Source organism: Kitasatospora sp. NPDC091257, from assembly GCF_044757675.1.
In the GTDB taxonomy this organism is placed as follows: Bacteria; Actinomycetota; Actinomycetes; order Streptomycetales; family Streptomycetaceae; genus Kitasatospora; species Kitasatospora lactacystinica.
This window is the reverse complement of the sequence record NZ_JBIVVI010000087.1, coordinates 1-13,670: the sequence shown is the minus strand read 5'-3', so window position 1 is coordinate 13,670 and position 13,670 is coordinate 1. Positions and strand designations below refer to the sequence as shown.

Sequence of the window (13,670 nt, the reverse complement as noted above, 5' to 3'; positions counted from 1 at the left end):
CGACCCGACCGTCCTGGAACGGGTCGAGCCGAGCGCCGCCCTGCTGCGCGCCGTGCTCCGCACCAAGCACCTGATGAACGAGCAGCTGCTCGAGGGGCGAGCGGATGAGCGACAACGGCACGGGTTTCTTCACCTCGGTGGCGGACGCCGCCGAACAGCTGGCCGCCACCGGCTACCTGGCCTCCACGGCCGTGGCCACCACCGTCTTCCTCGCCGACCGGCTCGGCAAGCCGCTGCTGGTGGAGGGCCCGGCCGGGGTCGGCAAGACCGAACTCGCCAAGGCGGTGGCCGCGATCGGCCACGCCCGGCTGGTCCGGCTCCAGTGCTACGAGGGCATCGACGAGGCCCGCGCGCTCTACGAGTGGAACCACGCCAAGCAGCTGCTGCGGATCACCGCCGGCCGCGACGAGGGCTGGCAGGAGGCCCGCACCGACATCTTCGGCGAGGAGTTCCTGCTCACCCGCCCGCTGCTCACCGCGATCCGCGGCGAGGAGCCGACGGTGCTGCTGATCGACGAGATGGACAAGGCCGACGTCGAGGTGGAGGCGCTGCTGCTGGAGGTGCTCAGCGACTTCCAGGTCACCGTCCCCGAGCTCGGCACCATCACCGCCACCCGCCGCCCCTTCGTCCTGCTCACCTCGAACGCCACCCGCGAGCTCTCCGAGGCCCTGCGCCGCCGCTGCCTCTTCCTCCACCTCGACTACCCCGAGGCCGAGTTGGAGCGCCGGATCGTCCGCCTCAAGGTGCCCGGCCTGGACGGGACGCTGGCCGATTCGCTGGTCCGGGTCGTCGGCGCGCTGCGCGCGATGGAGCTGCGCAAGGCCCCGTCCGTCGCCGAGACCATCGACTGGGCCCGCACCCTGCTCGCCCTCGGCGCCGACACCCTCGACGAGGCGGTCGTCCGGGAGACCCTCGGGGTGATCCTCAAGCACCAGGACGACGTCCGCAAGGCCGCCCAGAAGCTCACCCTCGCATGACGACGCCCCCGCGGGCCGACACCGCCGCCCGCCTCACCGGCCTGGTCCGCGCCCTGCGCGGGCACGGCCTGCGGATCGGCCCGGCCGAGACGGTGGACGCCGCCGCCGTGCTGGAGGTCCTCGGTTTCGCCGACCGCGAGCAGATGCGGGCCGGTGTGGCCGCGGCCCTGCTGCGCTCGGAGGGCCAGCGGAGCGTCTTCGACGCCACCTTCGACCTGTTCTTCCCCCTCGGCGTCGGCACCCCGGAGGCCGTCCGGGCCGACCCGCCGCCGGTCCCCGACGACCCCGAGCCGCCGCGCTTCGGCCGCCCCGACCCGCTCCGCGAGCAGCTGCGCGAACGCCTGGCCGCCGCGCTGGCCGACGACGACCGCGCCGCCCAGGCCCGGCTGGCCGGCGAGGTGGTGGAGGCCTTCGGCCGGTACGGCGCCGGCGGCACGCCGGGCTCGGACGGCTGGTCCGCCCAGCAGGCGCTGGGCCGGCTCGCCCCCGAGACGCTGCTCGCCCGCGTCCTGGCCGCCCTGCGCGAGCGGCGGAGCGCCCCGGACCTCTCCGACCTGGTGCTCGCCGACGAGATCCGCCGCCGCATCCAGGACTTCCGCGCCCTGGCCGCCGGCGAGGCCCGCCGCCGGGTCGCCGAGCTGCGCGGCCCCGAGCGGATCGCCGAACGCGCCGTCGCCCCCACCGCCGACCTGGTCGACTTCCTCTACGCGGGGCGCGGCCAGGTCGCCGAACTGCGCCGCACCGTCCACCCCCTGGCCCGCAAGCTGGCCACCCGGCTGGCCGCCCGGCGCCGCCGCGCCGCCCGCGGCGAGATCGACCTGCGCCGCACCCTGCGCCGCTCGCTGAGCACCGGCGGGGTGCCGCTGCGCCCCGCGTACCGGCTGCGCCGCCCCGCCCGCCCGGAGCTGGTGCTGCTCTGCGACGTCTCCGGCTCGGTGGCGGGCTTCGCCGACTTCACCATGCTGCTGGTGCGGGCGATGAGCGAACAGTTCAGCAAGGTCCGGGTGTTCGCGTTCGTCAACCGCACCGCCGAGGTGACCGGCCTGCTGCGCGGCGACGACGACCCGGCCCGCCTGGCCGCGCGGATCCTCGCCGAGGCCAAGGTGACGGGCTACCACGGCAACAGCGACTACGGCGCCGCGCTCGGCGAGTTCGCCGAGCGGCACCTGGACGCCGTCGGCCCGCGCACCTGCGTGCTGGTCCTCGGCGACGCCAGGAACAACCAGCGCGACCCCAACCCGGACGCGCTGCGCCGGATCGCCGGCCGGGCCCGCCGGGTGTTCTGGCTCAACCCCGAGCAGCCCTCGCTCTGGCCGACCGGCGACTCCGCCGCCCTCGTGTACGCGGGTGTGGTGGAGATGCACTCCTGCCGCAACGCGCGCCGCCTCGGCGAGCTGATCGCCCGCCTGCTGCCGGTCTGACGCCGGTCCGACGGTGCGGGGCGCCGGCCGCGGCCCCCGTCCTCGGACGGCCGCGACCGGCGCCCCGGGGTCTACTTGTCGAGGTGCGCCAGGAAGTCCAGCAGCGCCGCGTTGACCTCGGCCGGGCGCTCCTGCTGCGTCCAGTGCCCGGTCTCCGGCAGCCGGACGTGCCCGTGCAGCCCGGGCACCCGGCTCAGCAGGTGGTCCAGCACCGGGCGCGGGACCATCGCGTTGACGAGGTCCTGCTCCCCCACCACGAACAGCGCGGGCACGTCGACCGTCACCCCGGTGAAGGCGGCCAGCAGTTCGGCGTTGCGGTCGAGGTTGCGGTACCAGTTGAGCCCGCCGGTGAAGGCCTTCTCACCGTGCGGGGCGTAGTCGGCCTCGAAGGCGTCGAGGTCCGCCTCGGTGAGCCAGTCCGGCAGGCGTTCCGGCTCCGGGAGGCTGTCCAGCAGCCCCTGGCCCTCGGGGACGATCCACACACGCGGCGTGCCGTCCGGCGACTTCGCGGACAGGATGCGGCGCAGGCTGGTCCGGACGTCCGCGGCCAGTTCGGCGTCGGCCCGGCCGGGCTCCTGGAAGTAGACCTGGTAGTAGCCCTCGCCGAAGGCGGCCCGGGCGGCCTCCAGCGGCGGCGGCCCGCCCACCGGCAGCGGCGGCACGCTCAGCCCGGCCACGGCGCGCACCAGGTCCGGCCGCAGCGCCGCGGTGGCCCAGGCCACCGGCGCGCCCCAGTCGTGCCCGACCACGACCGCCCGTTCCTCGCCGAGCGCGCCGATCAGCGCCGTCACGTCGCCGACCAGGTGCAGCAGGGTGTACTGGTCCACCCGCTCGGGCCGGTCGCTGCGGGCGAATCCGCGCTGGTCCGGCGCGACGACCCGGTAGCCGGCCTCGGCGAGCGGCGCGAACTGGTGGCGCCAGGAGTACCAGCTCTCCGGAAAGCCGTGCAGCAGCAGGACCAGCGGGCCTTCGCCCTGCTCCGCGTAGTGCAGCCGGACGCCGTTCACCTCGATCTCGCCGTGCTTGATCGCGTCGTTCAACTCGCCACTCCCCATCCGGTGAAGACATGCCGTCACTTCCGACCCTGCCCAGCCGATCGCCCCCGGAACCCCGCCGGCTCCGGGCGGCGGAAGCGGCCGAGGCCGCCCCGGAATCCCGGGACGGCCTCGGCCTGAACGGAACTGATCCGACGTCAGTTCACGGTGTAGCTGTACGGGATCGCCGCGAGCACCGAACCGGTGGTGTTCAGGACGTTGTTGGCGGTGGCCACGCCGGTCGGGCCGGACACCAGGTACAGCACGCCCTTGACGGTGCTGCCCTTCGGGCCGGTCGGGGTCAGCGTCACCTGGAGCGAGCCGGTGGCGCCGGGGGCGACGGTCACCGGGGTGGCGGCCGCGGCCGAGGCGTTCACCGAGGCGGCGTACGGGTCACCGGTGCTGGAGGTCAGCGCCGGGTCGAAGGCCTGGGTGTGCGCGGTGGCCGTGATGGTGGAGGTGCCGGCGGGCGCGGAGCCGCTGCCGAACGGGCCGATCTGCTGGACGAAGGTGCCCCAGGTGCCGGGGACGACCGGCTGCTCGGCGGTGCCGTTGTCGGTGACCACCGAGACGGTCGAGCCGTCCTGGGCCTTCTTCAGGTCGCCGAACAGGTCCGGCGAGCCGGTGGTGGCGCTCAGCTCGATCTGCGCCGGCGTCGAGGACGCCGCCACGGCCTTGAGCCGGTCGGTGCCCGGGGGCACCAGGAAGGACGGCACCGCGGAGCTGAGGCTCAGCGGCAGGCTGACGGTCGCCGAGGCGCCCTGCGGCACCAGCGCCAGGTCGACCCGGCGGTCCAGCCGGCCGTCGGCCGCGATCCGCTGGGTCGCGACGGTGTTGTTGGTGTAGTTCACCTGGACGGTGACCGGCTTGCCGGCCGCCAGCCTGGTGCGGGCGTCGTTCGGCAGACCGGCCGCGGTGGCCTGGTTCTGGTTGAACGCGACGGTGCCGGTGAAGTCCTGGGCGAGCTCCTGGCCGCTGACCGGGCCGAGCACGTTCAGGACGAACCGCCAGCGGCCGGCGGCCGGGTTGACGGCCGTGGCCGAGACGCCGTTGCCGGTGCCGGCCAGGTTGCCCTGGGCGTCGAACTGCCCGTTGCCCTCGATGTCGACCGGGGTGCCGTTCGGGCTGATCAGCGCGCCCTGCATGAGCAGCTTCGGGTCCTTGCCGACGGTCACGCCGACCCGCAGGTCCTTCTGGCCCTTCGGGACGTCGAAGGCGTACGCGAAGCTCTGGGTCGGCGAGGCGCTGCGGCCGTTGCCACCGGTGACGGTGCCGGTGAAGGTGCCCTTGCCCTGGTTGACCGGGACGAGGCTGCGCAGCACGACCGGGACGCTGGTGGTGTTGCCGTTGGAGCTGGAGACCAGAACGGCCTCACTGGAGTCACCGCTGGTGGCCGGGGTGGTGAGCTGGACCTTGAGGGTCTTGGTCTGGCCCGGCTTCAGGTCGGTGGTGTTCGGGCTCACGGGGCCGGCCGGCACCGCGCGCTGGGTGGCGGTGCCCAACTGGACGGCGCCGCTGTAGCCGGCCTTGCCGGCCGGGGTGTAGAGGATCGCGGTCCACTCGCCGGCCACCGGGTGCGGAACGTCCACCAGGCCGAAGTTCGCCGGGGTGGCGCCGCCCTGCGGACGGGTGTTGGTCTCGAAGCGGCCCGAGGGGTCGAGCAGCGTCATGCGGACCACCGGTCCGTTGGTGACCGGGGTGGGCGCGCCCTGCCAGGCGATCGAGGCCGCGAGGCGGTCGGCGCCGGCCGGGACGGTGAACTTGACCTGCTTCTGCACCCAGTCCGCGCCGTTGGTCGCGTACTTGAAGGTGTCCTTCGAGGACGGGTCCAGCTGGACGGTCTGCTGGTTGCCCGACTGCGGGGCGAAGCTGCGGGTCGCGGCGCTCACCGTCTGGGTGGTGTCACTGGTGTTGGTGACGGACACGTCGGCGGTGTGGGTCGAGCCGGGGGCGCCGGCGATGTCGACCTGGCCGGTGTTGACCACGACGGTCTTCGCGCCGTCGGTGCCGTCCCCGTCGTCGTAGCCGCGGGCGGCCTCGACGGCGGCGCGGACGTTCAGCAGGCCGGCGCCCTGCTCCTCGGCCGGCACGCCGAGGTCGGTGGCGGTGCCGGTGAGGAACTTCTTCACCAGCGCCGGGGCGGGCGAGTCGCCGCCGTGGGTGTCGCGGTAGGCCTGGATGACCAGGGCCGCGGCGCCGGTGACGAACGGGGCCGACTGGCTGGTGCCGCCGAACGGCTGGATCGGCGAGGGCTGGCCGTTGTAGCCCGTGCAGTCGGTGTACTTGCTGGTGTCGGGCGTGCACAGCGCCCAGTCCGACTCGCCCGGGGCGACCAGGTCGACGGTCCGGCCGGCCTGGGTGAAGCCGCCCGAGGAGAGCGCGGAGATCCGGCTGTTGCTCCAGGTCCTGTTGGAGAACCGGGAGGCCGCGTAACCGGTCTGCTGGTAGTTCTGGTTGTCGGTGGAGGCGCCGACCGCGATCACGTACGGGTCGGTGGCCGGGGTGCCGACCGTGCCGCTGATGCCGGCGTCACCGCTGGAGACGGCGACGGTGACACCCGCCTTGACGGCCTGCTCGTTGAAGAGCGAGATGGTGTCGTGCGCGCCGCTGTCCGGGGTGACGTTGCCGCCGAAGGACTCGTTCAGCACGTCGACGTGGGCGACCCGCACCGCGTAGTCGATCGACTGCAGGATCGAGGAGTTGGACATCATCTCGCCGCCGGCCTTCAGCGCGACCAGGTCGGCGTCCGGGGCGAGGCCGCGGATGCGGATGTTGCAGCCGGCCGGGAGCGGGTGCGAGGAGTTCACGAACGTGGAGACGTCGTAGACCTGGCGGCCCTGGGCGATGACCGCCGAGGCGTCGCCGAAGGCTTCGGCCGCACCGGTCGGCGCGTCCCAGCCGTCGCCCGCGAAGTCCTGGTAGTCGACCACGGCGTGCGAGCCGTCGGCCCGGATGAAGTCCGGGTTGTTGGGGTCGAGGCCGTCCGCGATGTAGGCGACCTTGACGCCCTTGCCGGTGGCCAGGTCCTCCACGCCGGGCTTGCCGTTGCCGGTGACGGCCCGGGTCGAGTAGAGGCCCTCGGGCTCCAGCAGCGGCTTGCTCGGGTCGGAGGGGCAGACCGTGTTGGTCGCGTTCTCCTCCGCCCCCTGGCCGTTACTGCCCGAAACGGCCTGCGGAGCGGCATCGGGCTTGGGCGCCTTGGCGCCGGCGGCGGCAGCGTCCTTGGCCGCCTTCGCCTTTCCGGCGGCCGCCGGGGCGACCTGGACCTGGGCGTCGGCCACCACGGTGGAGACGGCCGGGTCCGCCTGGAGCTGGGCGCGCAGGGCGGGGCCGACCGTGGCCGAGAAGGCGTTGCCGACCACGAAGCTCTTGATGTCGGTGCCGCCGGCCGCCTTGACCTTCTTCAGCAGCGGCGCCTGCGCGTCGGCGGTCTTCTGCTGCCGGGCGCCCAGGTGGCCGTGGTCGGCCGGGGCGTCCGCGATCTGGTCCTTCAGAATCACGATCACCGGCACCGGGGCCCCGTCCGCGGACGCCGCCCGGGCGTTCTGCGGGTCGGGGGCCGGGGCCGCGCTCGCCATGGTCCCGAGGCTCAGGACCATCGACGCGGCGGTGACCGTGACGGCCGCCGCCAGCTGGGTTTTCCGCCAGCCGATCATATAAATCCTCTCGTCAGATGGATAGCTGACGCATTCCAACGCACCTGAGAGGATCACGACAAGGGGGTAAATCCCCATCAGAAAGTAAAGTTGACCATCAATCAGTAAAATTCACGGAGGAAATCGGGCCGAATCATCATCTTTCAGCCGATCGGCCCTTACCGGACCCGGGGCGACTCCACCGCGGGAAGGGCGGTGGCGGCTCCCTTCCCGCGCCACCGCCCGACGAAACGGCGCACCCGGCGAACCGGCGCGTCCGGCTCCTGTCGAGGCCGCCGCCCGCCCGCCCGTCCGACCCGTCCCGGTCAGGACCCGGCCAGCCGCTCCTGAGCGTCCGCCAGGTCCTCGGCGGTCGGCGCGTCGTCCTGGGCCAGCCGGTGGCGCCAGTAGCCGGTGAAGTCGACGGACGCCTTCGGCACCCCGCGCTCCTCGACCAGGTGGCGGCGCAGCGCCCGGACCGCCCCCGCCTCGCCGGCCAGCCAGGCGAACGGCCGGCCCGGCGGCAGCTCGGCGGACCGGACGGCCCCGGTCAGCACGGCGCCCGGGGCGGCGCCGTCCCGGTGCAGCCAGTGCACGTCGAGGCCCTCCGGCCCCTCCAGCGGCTGCCGCTCGGCCTCGTCCGCGACCTCGACGTACGCCACCGCCCGCACCCCGGCGGGCAGCGCCCCGACCAGCGTCGCGAGCGCCGGCAGCGCGGTCTCGTCACCGGCCAGCAGCACCCAGTCGGCCGCCGCCGCGGCCTCGGCGAACGGGACCGGCGGGGCGTACAGCGCGGAGGGGCCGACCATCCCGAGCCGGTCCCCCGGCGCGGCCCGCAGCGCCCAGGCGGCGGCCGGACCGGTGTCGCCGTGCAGCACGAAGTCGATCTCGACCAGCCGGGTGCCGGGGCGCCGACCGCGCAGGGTGAAACCGCGCAGCAGCGGGCGCCGCTCCTCGGGGATCGCCAGGTAGGCCCGGTACCAGCCCGTCGGGTCGTCCTGCCGGGCGGGCAGCACCGGCTCGCGCTGGCCGGGGCGGGGGAAGCAGAGCTTGAGCTGCTGGTCGGGGGCGGTACCGACGGCGTCGGGCAGTTCCTCGGCGGCGAAGGTGATCCGGGCGGTGCGCGGCGTGATCCGGCGGACCTCGACGACCTCGACGAAGGTGACGGGCAATGTCATCGCGAAACCCCTTCGATTGGTAACCTTACGGCATAAAGAGTTGCCGCAGGGGCGATACTTTACGCCATAAGGAGATGTCGGATGACCGTCTACGCCGGACAGGGCGACGCCCATCGCTCGCTCGCCCTGCTCTGGGGTGCGCCCGCGGAACCGCGCACCGGGCGCAGCGGCCCCAAGCCGGGCCTGAGCGTGGACGCGATCGTGTCGGCCGGAATCGCGGTGGCCGACGCCGAGGGCATGGCCGCACTGTCGATGCGCGCCGTGGGCGAACGGCTCGGCCGCACCGCGATGGCGCTCTACACCTATGTGCCCGGCAAGGCCGAACTGCTCGACCTGATGCACGACCGGGTGCTCGCCGAGCTCCCGGTCGAACGCCCGACCGAACTCCCCGCCGAATACCCCTCCGAACTCCCCGGTGAGCGCCCCGCCGAATACCCGTCCGGACTCCCCGACGGACTCCCGGACGACCCCGTTGCGGCCGAGGACTGGAGGGGGGCCGTCACCGCCTGGGCCGAGAACCTGTACGCCTGCTACCTGCGCCACCCCTGGGTGCTCCAGGTCTCGCAGGCCCGCCCGGTGCTCGGCCCCGCCGAACTCGCCGCGATGGAGGCGCTGTTGCGCGCGCTGCGACCGGCCGCACTGGCTCCCCGGCGGCTGCGCGGGGCGGTCGCCGCACTCTGGCAGTTCGTCCGCGGCTTGGCCGCCACCACCGCCGACGCGCGCGGCGCGGCCGCCGCGACCGGCGTCACCGACGAGGACTGGTGGGCCGGCCGCTCCGCCCGACTGGTCGAACTCGCCCCGGACTTCGCGGAACGCTTCCCCCTGCTCGTCGCCCTGCAGAGCGAAGGCGGCGCCCCGGAGGACGGCCACCTGGAGGCCTTCCGCAGCGGGCTCGCCGTGCTGCTCGACGGCATCGCGGCGGAGGGCCTCCCGACGGATCCACGGTGACGCGGTCCCGGGAGCCGAGAACCGGGCCGCTGCGGGCGGTGCGGCCACCACGTCATCGTCACCGCCCGCGACCGCCACCGGGCCCTAGCCGTGCCGGGCGGCGGGGAGCGCCAGCAGGACACCGAGCACCACCAGGGTGGCGTACCCGGCGATCTCGTGGCCCGCCGGCACCAGGACCCGGACGAAGCCGAACAGCCGGAAGCCCTCGATCCAGGTGGACAACAGGCCCGAGGCGCCGCCGACGATCAACACCGAACCGAGGTAGCCGAGCAGGGTCTTCATGCCCCCGAGCCTAGGAAGGCGGCCGGTCGCCGGACGTCCGACTTTCGGTGCGGACCCGCGCCACCAAAGTCGTCCCTTCCGCACGGGTCCGCACGGCTCCGGGTGGCCCCTCGGGCTCCGCACGCGTCCGCAGAACTCCGGACGGAGCAGCAGGCCCGGCGGCCCGGTGGCGGCCCGGGTACGTTCGCCGTGTGCAGCCCAAGCGTGTGCAACAGAAGTCCCCGCATGTCACCAGGGCCGTGGCCGGCACCGCCGCCTGTGCCGCCCTGGTGCTCTTCGTCGTCGCCCCGGCGGCCCTCGCCCAGGACTCCGTCCCCGCCGTCGGCGGGGAGCGGCTCGGCCGCCCGGCCGTCCAGGTCGAACCGCTGGCCGGGGCGCCGGCCCTGCCGTCCGAACTGACCGGCCGCTCCTGGCTGGTCGCCGACGCGGCCACCGGCGAGGTGCTCGCCGCCCGTGACGCCCACCTGCCGTTGCCCCCGGCCAGCACCCTCAAGATGCTGTTCGCGGACACCGTGCTGCCCAAGTTCGACCGGGGCCTGGAACACAAGGTCACCACGGCCGAACTCGCCAGCCTCGGCGCCGGCAGCAGCCTGGTCGGCGTCAAGGAGAACCTGGCCTACCGGGTCGAGGACCTGTGGCGGGGCGTCTTCCTCAGTTCCGGCAACGACGCCGTCCACGTCCTCTCCCACATGAACGGCGGCATCCAGCGGACCGTCACCGAGATGCAGGAGCGCGCCCGGGCGCTCCAGGCCCGGGACACCCATGTGGTCTCCCCCGACGGCTACGACATGGACGGCCAGGTCTCCTCCGCCTACGACCTCACGCTCTTCGCCCGGGCCGGGCTGCGCAACACCGACTTCCGCTCCTACTGCTCCACCCGCACCGCGAGCTTCCCCGGCGGGCTGGACAAGCTCACCGGCCGGCGCACCAGCTTCGACATCGCCAACACCGACCGGCTGCTCGGCAAGTACCCCGGCCTGATCGGCGTCAAGAACGGCTACACCACCAACGCGGGCGCCACCTTCACCGGCGCCGCCGAACGCGACGGCCGCACCCTGCTGGTGACGGTGATGCACCCCGAGGCGCAGGGCACGGTGTACGACGAGGCCGCCAGCCTGCTCGACTGGGGCTTCGCGGCCGCCGGAAAGGTCCGGCCGGTCGGCAAACTGGTCGACGAGCCCGCCGGCCCCTCGCCCTCCCCGTCCGCCGGGGCCGCGGCCGAGGCCGCCGACCAGCTCCCGCCCTGGGCCCGCCCGCCGGTGGCCGGCGGCTCCGACTCCGGCTTCGCCGCCGCCGTCTGGACCGCCACGGCCCTCGGCACCGCGCTCGCCGCCTGGGCCACCGCCCGCACCGCCGCCCGCCGCCGAGCCGCGCCCGCCCGGGCCGTTCCCGTCCCCGCGTACGGCGGGGGCGGCGCGACCGCCGTCGGGGGCGCCACCGGCGTCGTTGGCCGCGGCCGGCGCCGCGTGGTCCGCCACGCCCGCACGCTGGTCCGCACCGCCCGCCCCCGCGCCCGCGCCCGAACCCACCGCGCCGGATCCGACTGACCGGCGAGGAAGGCCGCCGGCCCGCTGCCCGTCCCGGTGCCGGACCGGCCCTTCCCGGGCGGCCTCGGCGCACGCCCCACGCCCTTCCGGGGGAGCGCGCCGGCCGGGTTCCGGTGAACCGCCCTCTAGACTTCCGGCCATGACCACGCCCGACCCCTCCGCCGCGGACCGGCTCTCCCGGATCGTCCGGCTCTCCTCCGGGAGCTACCTGCTCGTCACCACGTACAAGAAGGACGGCACCACCGTGCCGACCCCGGTGTGGGTGGTGCGTGACGGGGAGGCGCTCGGCGTCTGGACCGTCGCGGACTCCTGGAAGGTCAAGCGGATCCGCAACCGCGCGGACGTGCTGGTCGGCCCCTGCGACGTCAAGGGCAACCCGACCGGCGAGCAGTACCCCGCCACCGCCGAGATCCTCGGCCCCGAGCGCACCGCCGCCTACCGCACGCTGCTGCGCCAGAAGTACGGCCTGCTCGGCGTGCTCACCCTGCTCGGCAGCCGGCTGCGGCGCGGCGAGCGCGGCACCGTCGGCATCCGGATCACGCTCGCGGACTGAGCTACGGGTGCGGGCCGCTCGGCACGCCGGGCGACCCGAGCCGGGCCGGGCGACGTGGCAGGCTGGCGGCCATGGACGAGAACGCGGCCGGGCCGCTTCCCCTGCTGGTCGTCGACGGCGCGAACGTGGTCGGCTCCGTGCCGGACGGCTGGTGGCGGGACCGGCGGGGCGCCGCCGAGCGGCTGCGGGACGGGCTGGTCGCGGTGGCCGCCCGGGGCGTGCCGGAGCTGCCCGGCCCGCTGGAGGTGGTCCTGGTGGTGGAGGGCGCGGCCCGGGGCGTCGACGGGGTGGCCGGGGTGCGGGTGGTCGCGGCGAGCGGCAGCGGGGACGACCGGATCGTGGAGCTGGTCCGCGCGGCCCGCACCGAGGACCCGGAGCGGACCTGCCTGGTGGTCACCGCCGACCGTGAACTACGCTCCCGGGTCGGCGTGTTGGGCGCCGGGGCGACCGGGCCGCGCAGTGTGCGGAGCTGACTGCTCCCAGGGGTGGCCGCCGTCCTGGCCGCTCTCCAACAGCGGGATCAGCTCGAAGGACGCGTCGCTGAGGCCGCCGAGGGTGTAGCGGCGCGGGCCGGGGGCGGTGTGGCCGACGGCGTAGCCGGCCAGGTTCCAGGTGTACACCGGGACGTCCTCGGGGACGGGCGCGAACGGGTCGGCGCTCGACCGGTGGGCCTGCTCGTCGGTGACCACGACCACCCGGTCGTGCTCCCGGTAGTGCCGGCGGACCGCGCCGGCCATGTCGGTGCCGCCCAGGTTGCGGAAGAGCCCCAGGGTCCGCAGCACCGAGGGTTCCGGTTCGACCGCCCGGCTGCCGGTGCCGAACTGGACCAGGTCGGCCCGCTCGGCCCGCAGAGCCAGCGCGGTGCCGAAGACGGCGGCGGTGTCCGCCCGGTTCAGCTGGGTCCGGGCCGACGGCAGGTCGAACATCGAGGACGAGCGGTCCACCAGCACCAGGGTGCGGCCGGGCAGCACGGGCACCCCGGCCAGCGAGTGCCCGAGGGCGGTCTCCAGGGACTCGGACCAGCGGGACGAGCGGGTGGCGCGGTGGGCGGCGAGGAAGCGGAACGGGAACTGCCGGGAGCGCCGGACCTCCTCCGGGTCGGCGATCCGGCCGGCCGCCCGCGCCGCCGGCTCGTCGCCGACCCCGGCCTGGTCGAAGTTGCGGAGGTTGCGCACCAGCGCCATCGGGCCCATCGAGGGGATGACGGCCTCCCAGGCGGCGGCGTCCAGCGGGCCCTGCAGCCAGCCGGCCAGGGCCTCCCAGGTCATCCCGGCCTCGGCGAGGCGCTGCGCGCCGCCGGGCTCGGTGACCAGCGCCCTGCGGTCGGCCGGCGGGACACCGAGCAGTTCGTGGTGGGCGCTCAGCAGGCGCTGGTCGGCGGGCGGCAGGGCGCGGTCCGGGCGGTGTCGGCGGTCCAGGGCGTACCGGAACAGCGCGCCCTGCCAGGGCTTGTCCGGGTCGGGCGCGGGGTGGATGAGCTCCAGGACGTCACCGAAGCGGAAGCCGCGCGAGGGCGTGTCGTACTTCAGCAGCGCGCGGCCGGTGTAGAGCCGGCGGACCGCGTCGCCGATGCCGCGGCGCAGCGGCTGGGGCAGCCGACGGCCGTACCGGCCGGTCCAGTGCGTCAGCAACTCGCCCGGCTCGTCGGGGCGTTGGAGCACCGCGTCGACGGCCTGCCGGGAGTACCCGGCGGCGCCGGCCGCCGACCGGGCGTGGACGAACTCGACGGCCCCGACCAGGGCGGCGGTCCGGACGCGGAACCCGGTGCGCAGCCGGCGCAGCAGCCCGAGGGTCCACTCGGGGTCGCTCACGGCGTGCTCGCGGATCAGCCGCACGTACCGCTCGTCGCGCTCGACGGCCGACTCGTAGAAGCTCTCCTGGCCGAACAGGTGGGAGACGGCGAGGAGGAACAGTTCCTCCTTCGGCTCCCGGAGGTAGCCGGTGCCGCCCTGATGGTTGGTGACCGCCGTTCCCGGGGCGGCCGTCCGTTCCGGGGTGGCCGCGGTGCGCCGGACGACCGGCGGCGGCGCCGAGCGCAGGTGCTGGACCTCCGGGATCGGCCACTGGCCGTGGGTGGAGAGCGGGGAGGACACCC

At 74.9% G+C, this 13,670-nt stretch carries 11 protein-coding genes; 6 read left to right on the top strand and 5 right to left on the bottom strand.

Translation table 11 applies throughout. The annotated features are described in order from the left end of the window. Positions 1-104: 104 nt before the first annotated feature. Together ACIQOV_RS06520 and ACIQOV_RS06515 are read left to right on the top strand one after the other, a co-directional pair. A complete protein-coding gene (locus tag ACIQOV_RS06520) occupies positions 105-977 on the top strand; it encodes an AAA family ATPase (protein WP_401045595.1) in 873 nt (290 codons plus the stop codon). Then, positions 974-2,398, top strand: coding sequence for a VWA domain-containing protein (locus tag ACIQOV_RS06515; protein WP_401045593.1), 1,425 nt, complete (start codon positions 974-976; stop codon positions 2,396-2,398). Before ACIQOV_RS06520 ends, ACIQOV_RS06515 begins: the two co-directional genes overlap by 4 nt. A 71-nt stretch (positions 2,399-2,469) precedes the next feature. Here ACIQOV_RS06515 and ACIQOV_RS06510 read toward each other — a convergent pair whose 3' ends face one another. The 3 genes from ACIQOV_RS06510 to ACIQOV_RS06500 form a co-directional block, all read right to left on the bottom strand. Continuing rightward, positions 2,470-3,438, bottom strand: coding sequence for an alpha/beta fold hydrolase (locus ACIQOV_RS06510; protein WP_401045590.1), 969 nt, complete (start codon positions 3,436-3,438; stop codon positions 2,470-2,472). A 152-nt stretch (positions 3,439-3,590) separates the two neighbouring features. Beyond that, entirely contained in the window at positions 3,591-7,088 is a 3,498-nt protein-coding gene (locus ACIQOV_RS06505) for a S8 family serine peptidase (protein WP_401045587.1), read from the bottom strand. Positions 7,089-7,393: 305 nt separating this feature from the next. Continuing rightward, positions 7,394-8,245 (bottom strand): siderophore-interacting protein, encoded by an 852-nt coding sequence (locus ACIQOV_RS06500; protein ID WP_401045585.1) that lies wholly within the window; start codon positions 8,243-8,245, stop codon positions 7,394-7,396. Positions 8,246-8,326: 81 nt separating this feature from the next. On the opposite strand from ACIQOV_RS06500, the gene ACIQOV_RS06495 reads away from it, so the two are divergent. Beyond that, a complete protein-coding gene (locus tag ACIQOV_RS06495; protein WP_401045583.1) occupies positions 8,327-9,193 on the top strand; it encodes a TetR/AcrR family transcriptional regulator in 867 nt (288 codons plus the stop codon). An 84-nt stretch (positions 9,194-9,277) separates the two neighbouring features. On the opposite strand, the gene ACIQOV_RS06490 is transcribed toward ACIQOV_RS06495, so the two are convergent. Next, positions 9,278-9,475 (bottom strand): hypothetical protein, encoded by a 198-nt coding sequence (locus ACIQOV_RS06490; RefSeq protein WP_359900946.1) that lies wholly within the window; start codon positions 9,473-9,475, stop codon positions 9,278-9,280. Positions 9,476-9,666: 191 nt separating this feature from the next. Between ACIQOV_RS06490 and ACIQOV_RS06485 the strand changes: the two genes are divergently transcribed. The 3 genes from ACIQOV_RS06485 (at position 9,667) to ACIQOV_RS06475 (ending at position 12,048) form a co-directional block, all read left to right on the top strand. Next, positions 9,667-11,022 carry a D-alanyl-D-alanine carboxypeptidase family protein gene (locus tag ACIQOV_RS06485; RefSeq protein WP_401045579.1) on the top strand — a complete coding sequence of 452 codons (1,356 nt, stop codon included), beginning with the start codon at positions 9,667-9,669 and terminating at the stop codon, positions 11,020-11,022. A gap of 139 nt (positions 11,023-11,161) precedes the next feature. Continuing rightward, on the top strand, positions 11,162-11,575 hold the full coding sequence (locus tag ACIQOV_RS06480; protein WP_401045576.1) for a PPOX class F420-dependent oxidoreductase: 414 nt from the start codon (positions 11,162-11,164) through the stop codon (positions 11,573-11,575). A 71-nt stretch (positions 11,576-11,646) separates the two neighbouring features. Next, positions 11,647-12,048: an NTP pyrophosphohydrolase gene (locus ACIQOV_RS06475; protein ID WP_401045574.1), complete on the top strand. Its 402-nt coding sequence runs from the start codon at positions 11,647-11,649 to the stop codon at positions 12,046-12,048. Here the strand turns inward: ACIQOV_RS06475 and ACIQOV_RS06470 are convergent. Then, the gene (locus ACIQOV_RS06470) at positions 11,986-13,668 is read right to left on the bottom strand and encodes a TROVE domain-containing protein (RefSeq protein WP_401045571.1); all 1,683 of its coding nucleotides are present in this window, start codon (positions 13,666-13,668) and stop codon (positions 11,986-11,988) included. The two genes, ACIQOV_RS06475 and ACIQOV_RS06470, sit on opposite strands and share 63 nt — an antisense overlap. Between the last annotated feature and the right edge of the window lie 2 nt (positions 13,669-13,670).